Origin of the sequence: Pseudomonas sp. EGD-AK9, from assembly GCF_000465935.2 — a bacterium.
In the GTDB taxonomy this organism is placed as follows: Bacteria; Pseudomonadota; Gammaproteobacteria; order Pseudomonadales; family Pseudomonadaceae; genus Aquipseudomonas.
This window is the reverse complement of sequence record NZ_AVOF01000051.1, coordinates 1-11,090: the sequence shown is the minus strand read 5'-3', so window position 1 is coordinate 11,090 and position 11,090 is coordinate 1. Positions and strand designations below refer to the sequence as shown.

11 protein-coding genes and 1 pseudogene are annotated in these 11,090 nt (G+C 59.7%); 7 read left to right on the top strand and 5 right to left on the bottom strand.

From position 1 onward, the window contains the following. Positions 1-775: acyl-CoA dehydrogenase family protein (locus N878_RS02790; protein WP_021442164.1), on the bottom strand; the 775-nt coding region annotated here is incomplete at its 3' end. A 162-nt stretch (positions 776-937) separates the two neighbouring features. Here N878_RS02790 and N878_RS02785 point away from each other — a divergent pair. From N878_RS02785 to N878_RS02775, 7 genes are all read left to right on the top strand, one after another. Continuing rightward, the gene (locus N878_RS02785; RefSeq protein ID WP_021442163.1) at positions 938-1,936 is read left to right on the top strand and encodes an AraC family transcriptional regulator; all 999 of its coding nucleotides are present in this window, start codon (positions 938-940) and stop codon (positions 1,934-1,936) included. Between the two features lie 300 nt (positions 1,937-2,236). Next, the gene (locus tag N878_RS28255; protein WP_156350850.1) at positions 2,237-2,857 is read left to right on the top strand and encodes a hypothetical protein; all 621 of its coding nucleotides are present in this window, start codon (positions 2,237-2,239) and stop codon (positions 2,855-2,857) included. Between the two features lie 94 nt (positions 2,858-2,951). Beyond that, the gene (locus tag N878_RS02780) at positions 2,952-3,602 is read left to right on the top strand and encodes a hypothetical protein (protein ID WP_021442161.1); all 651 of its coding nucleotides are present in this window, start codon (positions 2,952-2,954) and stop codon (positions 3,600-3,602) included. An 84-nt stretch (positions 3,603-3,686) separates the two neighbouring features. Next, positions 3,687-4,508, top strand: coding sequence for a hypothetical protein (locus N878_RS28250; RefSeq protein WP_156350849.1), 822 nt, complete (start codon positions 3,687-3,689; stop codon positions 4,506-4,508). 101 nt (positions 4,509-4,609) lie between these two features. After that, positions 4,610-5,491, top strand: a complete 882-nt coding sequence (locus tag N878_RS26595; RefSeq protein WP_082457781.1) for a hypothetical protein — start codon at positions 4,610-4,612, stop codon at positions 5,489-5,491. 89 nt (positions 5,492-5,580) lie between these two features. Further along, the gene (locus tag N878_RS26590; RefSeq protein WP_177342868.1) at positions 5,581-6,192 is read left to right on the top strand and encodes a DUF1780 domain-containing protein; all 612 of its coding nucleotides are present in this window, start codon (positions 5,581-5,583) and stop codon (positions 6,190-6,192) included. Between the two features lie 91 nt (positions 6,193-6,283). Continuing rightward, on the top strand, positions 6,284-6,835 hold the full coding sequence (locus N878_RS02775; RefSeq protein ID WP_021442160.1) for a YdeI/OmpD-associated family protein: 552 nt from the start codon (positions 6,284-6,286) through the stop codon (positions 6,833-6,835). Positions 6,836-6,911: 76 nt separating this feature from the next. On the opposite strand, the gene N878_RS02770 is transcribed toward N878_RS02775, so the two are convergent. The 4 genes and pseudogenes from N878_RS02770 to N878_RS28245 form a co-directional block, all read right to left on the bottom strand. Beyond that, positions 6,912-7,451: a DUF2058 domain-containing protein gene (locus N878_RS02770; protein ID WP_021442159.1), complete on the bottom strand. Its 540-nt coding sequence runs from the start codon at positions 7,449-7,451 to the stop codon at positions 6,912-6,914. 182 nt (positions 7,452-7,633) lie between these two features. Next, positions 7,634-8,464, bottom strand: coding sequence for a nucleoside triphosphate pyrophosphohydrolase (gene mazG / locus N878_RS02765; RefSeq protein ID WP_021442158.1), 831 nt, complete (start codon positions 8,462-8,464; stop codon positions 7,634-7,636). 93 nt (positions 8,465-8,557) lie between these two features. Then, the gene (gene relA, locus N878_RS02760) at positions 8,558-10,801 is read right to left on the bottom strand and encodes a GTP diphosphokinase (RefSeq protein WP_021442157.1); all 2,244 of its coding nucleotides are present in this window, start codon (positions 10,799-10,801) and stop codon (positions 8,558-8,560) included. A gap of 119 nt (positions 10,802-10,920) precedes the next feature. Then, a pseudogene (locus N878_RS28245) lies at positions 10,921-11,090 on the bottom strand (23S rRNA (uracil(1939)-C(5))-methyltransferase RlmD); the annotation flags it as partial.

The window sequence follows — 11,090 nt, the reverse complement described above, 5'->3', positions numbered from 1 at the left end:
GCAGCGCCGCCTCGGCGCCGGCCACCGCGCCGCAGGCGTTGGTCAGGCGCTCCTGAGCGAGCATGTTCATCAGGTAGAAGAAGCCGCCCTTGGCATCGCCCAAGAGGTTCTCCTTGGGCACCTTGACGTCGTTGAAGAACAGCTCGGCGGTGTCCTGGCTGTGCATGCCGAGCTTCTTCAGCTTCTTGCCGCGCTCGAAACCTTGCATGCCGCGCTCGACCAGGAACAGGCCCATGGCGTGCTTGTTGGCCGGGTCGGTCTTGGCCGCGACTATCACCAGGTCGGCCAGGTAGCCGTTGGAGATGAACACCTTGGAACCGTTGAGCAGCCAGTGGTCGCCCTTGTCCACCGCGGTGGTGCGCATGCCGGCCAGGTCGGAACCGGCGGCCGGCTCGGTCATGGCCACGGCGAGGATGGTCTCGCCGCGGACGATGCCGGGCAGCCAGCACGCCTTCTGCTGCGCGCTGCCGTACTCGGCGATATAGGGGCCGCACAGCGCCGAGTGCAGCGGGATCATGAAGCCCGGTTCGTTGATCCGCGCCAGCTCCTCGCACATGATCTGCTCGTAGCGGAAATCCTTGAGCCCGGCGCCGCCGTACTCCTCGTCCGCCCAGGGCAGCAGAAAGCCCATCTCGCCGGCCTTGGCCCACACGCTGCGGTCGACCATCCCGGCGGCCTCCCACTCCTCCTGATGCGGCACCACCTCCTTATCGAGAAATGCCGCGAAGGCGTCGCGGAACAGATTGTGCTCGGTGTCGAAATGGTTGCGCTGCATGGGGCGGTTCCTCCGCTGATTGTGCTGCCAGCGAGGTTAGGCGCCGCCCCCGTCCCCCTCAATGACCCATGCGCTCAGCCTCGATTGACCCAATCGCTCGGCTGGCTTGCCCTGCACCACAGCCGCTGCCTACCATCGGCACCCCGATCACGGAAGCCCGACATGCGCGAACGCACCATCGCCAGCCATTTCGTCCGCGCCGCCCTGCGCGGCGCGCAGCGTCGGGGCCTGGCCTGCGAGCCGCTGCTGCGCCAGGCCGGCATCCAGCCGGCGGTGCTCATCGAGCCGCGCGCGCGCATCGCCCCCGAGCAGTTCGCCCGGCTGATGCAGCTGCTGTGGGAAGCGCTGGACGACGAGTACCTGGGCTTCGGCCGCCAACCGAGCAAACGCGGCACCTTCGCCATGATGGGCCACGCCATCATCCACTGCCGCACGCTGGAAAAAGCGCTGAGCCGCGGCGCGCTGTTCTACGGCCTGTTCCCCGATGCGCCGAGCATCCGCCTGCAGCGCGAAGGCGACTGGGCGCGGCTGAGCGTGGACGACAGCAGCCTGTGGGACCCCGACCACTTCCTGGTGGAAAGCCTGCTGGTGATCTGGCACCGCCTCGGCAGCTGGCTGATCGGCCAGCGCATCCGCCTGGAGGAAGCCACCTTCGCCTACCCCGAGCCGGAGCACGCCGCCGAGTACGAACTGCTGTTTCCCTGCACCCGGCGCTTCTGCGCAGGCGCCACCAGCCTGCTGTTCCACGCCCGCTACCTGGCCATGCCGCTGCTGCAGGACGAACGCACGCTCAAGCAGTTCCTCGAACACTCCCCTGCCGACCTGCTGGCCCGCCCCGACGGCGGCGACAGCCTGACCAGCCAGATCCGCCGCCTGCTCGGCCGCGACTGCCAGCAATGGCCGGACCTGGAACGGGTCGCCCAGCAGCTGCATATCAGCCCGCAGACCCTGCGCCGCCACCTGCGCGAAGAAGGCACCAGCTTCCAGGAACTTAAGGACCACCTGCGCCGCGACCTCGCCATCTACCACCTCGGCCGCGACGAGCTGGCCATCCAAGACATCGCCGAACAGCTCGGCTTCTCCGAACCCTCGGCCTTCCACCGCGCGTTCAAGAAATGGACCGGGCTGACGCCGGGGGCCTATCGCGCGCAGGAGGGGTAAGACGCGCTGGAGGCGCTGCAACCGCCGCATTCGCTGCCGGCGCAAGCTCCCCTGGCGCTGTGCATGGACAGAACCGGCAGTCATGCACTAGCTTCTGGCTCAAGCCTGCTGGCATTACGCCAGAAGCGACAAGCTTGCCGTTATCCCTGTCGCGTTGCTCCCTGAGTGCTGTCGCGTTTGCCGCGAGCATCTTCAGGCCAGACAAGGACTTACAGAACGACAAGGTAGGTTATGCGACAGCGGTCGTGGGTAAACGCGACAGCCGTGTCACCTAATTAATAGTTAGCGCCAGAGGTAAGAATGCCAAGCATTGAGTTTGGAGATATCGCCACATGGATAGCAACCGCAGTTGCGATTGCATCAGCATTTGCAGCTGCAAAGTCCTCAAAGGCAGCAGAGAAACAACAGCAAGAAGCAACGCTCCAAGCCATGATCAATGCTGAAACCCTTGAAAAAGAGCATGATTTAAAGCTTCGCGAATGGACAGATCAATTTTTTAACTCTGCGCGCATGTGGGCAGAGGAAGTATGCGCAGCCATCTCTGAAGCAACACATATTTCAGAGCACCCAGAACTAAATGGCGAACACAAAAGACCCGTACTTATTAAGTTGAGTGCCCTTATCGACACAGGTCGTTGGTACTTCCCTAACCAATGGGCTGATGACTACGGCACACACAAAGAGCCTGCTTACCGCGGGGTACGCCAGCCGGTCTTAGATTGCGTCGTGGCTGCATATGATGCCCTAAAAGAGTCCGGGCCAGAATACGACGCGAAGTCAGAACTGGTCATGTGCCAACGAGAATTCGTAAGTCATATTCAAGAAGTTTTGGATCCTAGAAAACGAGAGCAGGAAATAAAGAAAATCCTCCTCGAATTTGAGGTTTCCGAGCGTCTTAGAATGGCTCCGGGTAAGCGCTAACAAATGGTTCAAATCGTTCGCTTCGCTCACTGGGACGGGCTAAAGCCCGCCCCTTAACCAAACGTTAGGCCCCTGAAATGGAGTTCCCAGCAACATGAAGAAGTCGGTTCAAGTCGCTACAACTCTTGTTGCGCTCGCGGCATTGGTCGCCCCCCTCGTGGTCTACGTCTCCACCTTCGGAATACATCTTTCGCCAAGTCACGGCCGATGGGCCGAGTTCGGAGCGCTTCTAGCCGGAATTTACAGCCCTGTCGCGGCGTTCCTAGCGCTGCTAGTCCTCGCGCGCCAGGTTGCCTCTCAAAATCACTTTAATAAGCATCAAATTGACTACTCCTATCTCCAAAACGCCCGCGCAGATCTGCACTTCTACTTGGACACCCTGCACAATGCACTGTCGAAACACGAAGTCTCAGCAAATGTCCCGCTTAGCAGTGTCCTAGTCTCGCTGTTCGCCAAGCGCAACAAATCTCAGCTTTTGGCGCCGCTGCACCCGGCGGATTTGGAACGAATCAAGAATGCTGATGATCGGCTGTGGGGCCTATGGGGCGCTGTCTACAACGTGCTCCGCGGGGTCAAAGCCGTCGATGACTACCAGTACACGCTCTTCTATAGTTCTACCAAGGAAAAGTGCATAGCGCTCTTCGGCTATGCCGTTTGCGATGCGCTGGACAATTATCACTTTGCCGTCACCCAGGGACGAGTCGAGGTTAGCTATGAGTTCTCACTGTCGCTGTCAGGGGCCTAACAATTCATTCAAGCCGAAGCCGCTTCGCGGCTCGGCTTAATTCAGGCGTTAGAGCTTAAAAATTAATTTCAGGTACTGCTTAAAATGCCAGAAGAAACCACAACAGAAGAATCAAATAACTCAAAGTATGAGTACAAAAACTATTTACATGTCAGAAACAAAAATCTTCACTACCACAAAGCAGTACTAACGAGAATAGAACGGGAAAACAGGAAGCGACGCTTAATTTTTTCCGCTCTATTTCTTCCATTGCTATCTCTTATGAGCGCGCTTTCTTTTTTACTAATAGACGATCAAAAATATATTGAGAAGCAAGCTCTACAGGATGACTTAAAGTCCATAATATCCAATGGCGGCGATCTTGACGCAATTAAACAGGCATTCGCCACCCAACCATCAGTAAGCCACGTAAAGCTAATATTTACGTCAAAATCCTCATACTATGAAGCTGGTACACCGCTGTCGACGGCACTTAATGATCTGCGCGTAAATGCTTTTAGAGGCAACGACAAAGACATTCTTCCAATGCTAAACCCCATACTATCTGAATACGAAGAGATAAACCCATTTGACAAGCTGCAAGCAGCTCAAAAAGACTATTTTGAAAATGTACGCATAAAAACCGAAGATGGGTACATAAAAATTAGCAATGATATAAATAACATTGCGGACGAACTACATCAAAAAAACATTCTAGTTGATGAATACCTTGGAGACTCAAAAACATCTTTCTGGATTTCAATCTTAGCCGTTATTCTTTCGCTCCTAATAGGCGGCTACCAAATATTCTCAGCGCGACCCGAGGCTATGAAAAGATTATTCTTAGATGCACTAAATGGCTTTGACAGAGGCGAAGATAAAAGTCTCAGTAATAAAAAGAACAGCAACAAAAGTATCGACACATGAACTCTAACTAGTGGTTCAAATCGCCCGCTACGCTCACTGGGACGGGCTAAAGCCCGCCCCTCAACCAAACGTTATGCATTGAGACTATATTGGAGGGCGCTATGCCTAGAAAAATGACCCCTTCACAGATTCGAAGTGCAATCCGTCAAGCCCAAAATAAGCAGAAGCAGGCCATAGACAAATATAACCGTGAAGTTCGTCAGCATAACCAGAAGGTGAAGCAGGCGATCAATAGCTACAACAATGAAGTGAGAACGTATAACGCGAGAGTACGGGCGAACAGACAAAAGATAGCCGCTGAACTGAGAAGGCTTCAGTCCTCTACAACTGTGCGATATCAAGTTGTTCAGACATCCGCAATAGCTCTGAATAGCTACTATGAACGACTAGATTCCGTCGAAGATCGTTTAGAAAACTCAAGCTATGGTAGTGAGTTCTTAGATCTATCCGAGCGAGAAAACGCAAATAGCTTGGCCCTTTCAAATGCTCTTGAGTCTGAAACGGAGGAATCGAATGTTGAGCCTTCGGATCTCTTGCGAACCGAGATTGATGGAATGCTCCAGAAATTATCTCCGGACTTGAGCAACAGGTGGAAAGGAGCGCTATTTTCCTTGAGCCCTCAGAACCCTGATGCGGCTCGTCACTTCTGCACAAGCGCAAGGGAGGTATTCGTTCAGATTCTGGACATGAATGCTCCTGATGAAAAGGTTTTGGCGCTTAATCCCAACTGTGAGGTGACATCAGGTGGGCAGCCTACGAGAAAAGAGAAAATTCGCTATTTGCTAAGCCGTTGCGGGCTTCTGACTGCGGAAGCTGTTGATTTCGTTGACGAGGATGTTAAAAATGTTCTTGCATTATTTCGGGTTTTCAATGATGGCACTCATGGTTCGTCCGGTAAATTTGGGTTAAGCAAGCTGATGTCGATTAAGACAAGGGTCGAGGATGGCATAACATACCTGTTTTCTATCAGCCAAAATGCATAACAAAGCCATCAAATTCGCTCCCTGCGGTCGCCGGACGCTCGCGAACTCGCGCCGTTTATGGCCGCGTTAGATTCAACAGAGGGATCGCCGTGAATGACGAAGAGTTCATTGCCGCCACTATCGAAGCCCGAGAAGAGTCTGTTTCCTTCTTTTCCGCCGCAAGAAAACCCGAACGAGAGCGCTGGGTTGTAGAGGAATTCTTGGGGAATCTTGGAATTGAAGTTCCTGCCGGGTCTGTTTTTTCTCCGAGTGAAGAACCACCGGACGTCGTATTTCTTGATGCTCGCTTTGAGGTCAAGGAAATCATGGATCCTGATAAACGTCGCCACGCGGAGTATAAAGAGAGTCTTCGCCGCGCCAAAGAAGCTAAAACGGTAGAAGAGCTATTTGAGACCTACACCCCCAGAGACATAACCTACACAGAGCTTTGCAAGCTAGTCCAAGAAACCATCCCAAAAATCAGACCATATGCACCTGCAACGCAGCGCGAGTTAGATTTGCTTTTCTATGTAAACCTAGACGAAATTCACGGTTATGTTTCAAATGAAATAACAGAGAGCTCGCTATTTCAAGAGTATGGCTGGCGCTCAATTTCATTTATTTCTGGACCATTAGCAGTCGTGCTTTTTGCATGCGAGCGTGCCCCATCGTTCCTACTCAGCAACCTAGGGAAAGTAGTCAGACGAGAGTACGGCAGCTAAAAAGGGGACAGATTTATTTTTGCTAATCTCTCCTCCTTTCAAATGTCGCCTAATCGGCCATTAACCGGCCTAGTCGGGAGGATCAATCCCAATGTCCCAAGCGCAAGAAACGGCTCAATTCCAGGCAACCCTACTGCACCCTCGCCTACCGAATGGCGAGTCAGCCTGGGCATTCGTGATTCTGCCCAAAGAGATAAGCGAGAAGCTGCCAAGACGCGGCAGGACCAGCGTGGACGGCCGCCTCAATGGGCAGCCGTTCCGGGCCAGGCTCGAGCCGGATGGCCAGTTGAGTCATTGGCTGCGGGTGGATAGCGACCTGCTGCAGGCGGCGGGCGCGAGCGTCGGCGATCTGGTCACGCTGGAAATCGAGCCCGTGGCGGAGGAGCCCGAGCCGCAGGTGCCGGCGGATCTGGCCGCGGCACTGGCCGCCGCGCCTGCGGCGCGCAGGGTCTGGGACGCGACGACGACTATCGCGCGGCTGGACTGGATTCACTGGATCGAGTCGGCCAAGCAGGCCAGGACCCGCGCCAAGCGTATCGCCGATGCCTGCGCCATGCTCGGCGAGGGCAAGCAGCGGGTCTGCTGCTTCGATCAGTCGGGCTACTACAGCAAGGCGTTGCGCGCGCCCGAGGCCGCGGATTGACCGCCGAACGTCGAGCCAGGAGCTCTAGCCGCCGCTGATCGGCGCGCTGGTGCGCACGGCGCCCCTGCGCACCTGGTTACCACATCAAATCGTCGGGAATCTGGTAGGCGGCGTAGGGGTCGTCGGCGTCCGGCGCTTCGACATGGGTGTTGAGCAGGACGATGCGCGAGGGATCGCGCTCCTGGATCTTCAGCGCCGCTTCGCGGGGGATCACCTCGTAGCCGCCGCCGTGGCGGACGATGGCCAGCCAGCCGTTGGACAGCTTGTTGCGCATCAGGGTGTTGACCGCCAGGCGCTTGACCTTCTTGTCGTCGACGAAGTTGTAGTAGTCGTCACCGTCCAGCTTGGGCAGGCGTGAACGCTCGATCAGCTGCTTGATCTGCGCGGCGCGGGCCTTCTGCTCGGCCTTTTCCTGCTGCTGGCGATTGAGTTCCTGGTCGCGCGCGGCCTTCTCGGCCTGGGCCTGCAGCGCGGCCTGGCGAGCGCTGTCGTCCAGTTCGGCCTGGCCCTTGTGCGCCAGGCGCTTCTGCTTCTGCTGCTGCTTGCCAACCTGCTTGGCCTGTTTTTCGTTGACCAGGCCGGCTTTGAGCAGCTGGTCGCGCAGGGAAAGACCCATGACTAGAGATCCCGAACATGATTCAGTTGCAGCGGCGCCGAGCCCTCGGCGCCGCCGGTCGAAGGTGCTCAGCATAAGGGCTAAGCGGCCGCGGCTCCAGCCCGAAAGCACCGCGTAGCCGGGATGCAATCCGGGAACGGCCTGCCAAGCAATCCCCCGGATTGCATCCGGGCCAGCTCGGTTCAGCACCCCGGCGTCTGCTTCTCGAGCTTCTTCGCCTCGCCCCACAGGGCGTCCAGTTCCTCCAGCGAGCAGCCGTCCAGGCTGCGGCCGGCCTCGCGCACGCTCTGCTCGATAAAGCGAAAGCGCCGCTCGAACTTGCCGTTGGCCGCGCGCAGCGCGCCTTCCGGGTCGACCTTGAGATGCCGGGCCAGGTTGGTGACGACGAACAGCAGATCGCCGATCTCTTCGGCCACCGCCTCGGCATCGTTCTCGCTCATGGCCTCGAGCACTTCGTCCAGTTCCTCGCGCACCTTGTCCACCACCGGCAGCGCGTCCGGCCAGTCGAAGCCGACCTGGGCGGCGCGCTTCTGCAGCTTGGCCGCGCGGCTCAGCGCCGGCAGCGCGGCGGGCACGTCGTCGAGCAAGGACAGCTGCTCGGGCGCGGCGGCCTTCTCGGCGCGCTCCTCGGCCTTGAGCTCCTCCCAGCGCTGCTTGACCGCCGCCTCTTCCAGCTTCGCCGCATCCGGCGCGCCGTACAGGTCGCCGTCGACGAACACGTGGGGGTGACGGCGAATCAGTTTGCGGGTGATGCCGTCGACCACCTGGGCGAAGTCGAAGCGCCCCTCCTCGCGGGCCAGCTGGCTGTAGTAGACCACCTGGAACAGCAGGTCGCCGAGTTCGCCCGGCAGGTGCTCGAAGTCGCCGCGCTCGATGGCGTCGGCCACCTCGTAGGCCTCCTCGAGGGTATGCGGCACTATGCTCGCGTAGCTCTGCTTGAGGTCCCAGGGGCAGCCGTGCTGCGGGTCGCGCAGGCGGGCCATCAGATGCAGCAGGTCGTCGAGTCGGTACATGCAAGCTCCTGGACTGCAAGCCACAGGCTTCAAGCCGCAAGAAAGCGCCGAGTGCCGCTGTTCAGTTGCTGCTTGAAGCTTGCCGCTTGAGGCTCAATTGGCGCGGTGGCGGCGCGCCTCGATGATATTGGGCAACTGGCTGATGCGCGCCAGCAGGCGTCCGAGGGCGTCCAGGCCGGGGATCTCCACGGTGATCGACATGGAGGCGGTGTTGTCCTCCTTGTTCGAGCGGGTGTTGACCGCCAGCACGTTGAGCTTCTCGTTGAGCAGCACCTGGGTCACGTCGCGCAGCAGGCCGGAGCGGTCGTAGGCCTTGATCACGATCTCCACCGGATAGGTCTGCACCGGCGCCTCGCCCCAGCTCACCTGGATGATCCGCTCCGGCTCGCGGGCGGCCTGCTGCAGCGCCGTGGCGCAATCCTGGCGGTGGATGGTGACGCCACGACCGAGGGTGATGTAGCCGACGATCGGATCGCCCGGCAGCGGCTGGCAGCAGCCGGCCATCTGCGTCAGCAGGTTGCCGACGCCCTGGATCTGGATGTCGCCGCGCTTGCCCGGCTTGAAGCCCTGGGCCTTGCGCGGGATCAGCTCGAGCTGCTCACTGGCGCGCTCCGGCTCCACCAGCTGCTGGGCCAGGTTGACCGCATGGGCCAGGCGCACGTCGCCGGCGCCGAGCGAGGCGAACAGATCCTCGGCGGTCTTCAGGTTGGCCTTCTCTGCCAGCTTGTCGTAATCCACATGCGGCAGGGCCAGGCGGCCCAGCTCGCGCTCGAGCATGGTCTTGCCGGCGGCGACGTTCTGGTCGCGGTCCTGCAGCTTGAACCAGTGGACGATCTTCGCCCGCGAGCGGCTGGTGGTGATATAGCCCAGGTTGGGGTTGAGCCAATCGCGGCTCGGCGTGCCCTGCTTGCTGGTGATGATCTCCACCTGCTCGCCGGTCTGCAGGCTGTAGTTGAGCGGCACGATGCGCCCGTTGATCTTGGCGCCGCGGCAGTTGTGACCGATCTCGGTGTGCACGCGGTAGGCGAAATCCAGCGGCGTGGCGCCCTTGGGCAGGTCGATGGCGTGACCGTCGGGGGTGAACACGTAGACCCGGTCCGGCTCGATGTCGACGCGCAGCTGCTCGGCCAGGCCGCCGATATCGCCCAGTTCCTCGTGCCACTCGATGACCTGGCGCAGCCAGGAGATCTTCTCCTCGTAGTGGTTGGAGCCGGACTTGACGTCGGTGCCCTTGTAGCGCCAATGCGCGCACACGCCCAGCTCGGCCTCCTCGTGCATCGCGTGGGTGCGGATCTGCACCTCCAGCACCTTGCCCTCCGGGCCGAGCACCGCGGTGTGCAGCGAGCGGTAGCCGTTCTCCTTGGGGTTGGCGATGTAGTCGTCGAACTCCTTGGGAATGTGCCGCCACAGGGTGTGCACGATGCCGAGGGCGGTGTAGCAGTCGCGCACCTCCGGCACCAGCACACGCACCGCGCGCACGTCGTAGATCTGGCTGAACTGCAGGCCCTTGCGCTGCATCTTGCGCCAGATCGAATAGATGTGTTTGGCCCGCCCGCTGATGTCGGCCTTGATCCCGGTGGCCTCCAGTTCGGCGCGCAGCTGGTTCATCACGTCGTTGATGTACTGCTCGCGATCCAGCCGCCGTTCGTGCAGCAGCTTGGCGATCTGCTTGTACTGCACCGGTTCCAGGTAGCGGAACGACAGGTCCTCCAGCTCCCACTTGATATGGCCGATGCCGAGGCGGTGGGCCAGCGGCGCGTAGATGTCGAACACCTCGCGCGCCACGCGCTGGCGCTTCTCCTCGTCGGCTTCCTTGACCGCACGGATGGCGCAGGTGCGCTCGGCCAGCTTGATCAGCGCCACGCGCACGTCGTCGACCATGGCCACCAGCATCTTGCGCAGGTTCTCCACCTGCGCCTGCGAGCCGAGCACCAGGGAATCGCGCGGGTTGAGCGAGGCGCTGATCGCCGCCATGCGCAGCACGCCCTCGATCAGTTTGGCCACCACCGGGCCGAAGCGCTGGTGCACCGCAGCCAGGGTCACCTTGCCCTCGCGCACACCGCGGTAGAGCACCGCGGCCACCAGCGAATCCTGGTCGAGCTTGAGGTCGGCGAGAATCTCGGCGATCTCCAGGCCGACGCGGAAACTGGAGGTGCCCTCGACCCACAGGTTCTGCGTGGGATTGGCCTGTTGCTCGACATCGCGGGCGAATTCGCAGGCCTCCTTGAGGGCCTCGCGATCCAGCGCCGGATCGACGCTCGCGGCATGGTCGAGCCAGGCCTCGAGGTTGATGCTGCCGTCGTCGTTGATCGGCTGGTGCGCTCTCACCTGAACCATCGTCTTACCTTCCCTACGGCGCGCCCAAGGTGCGCCGAGCAGTCGCCGGTTTCTGCGAACCGGTCGGATTAACTGAAAGCACGCGCGTCCTGCGCATCCCTCGTGCCCCGGGCCGCAGCCTAGGGTTTCTCAAACAGGGCCATGGCCTCGACATGCGCGGTCTGCGGAAACATGTCGAGAATCCCGGCACGGCGCAGGCGGTAGCCCTGCTGCGCCAGCTCGGCGGCGTCGCGCGCCAGGGTGGTCGGGTTGCAGGAGACGTAGACCAGGCGCCGCGCGCCCAGCGCCG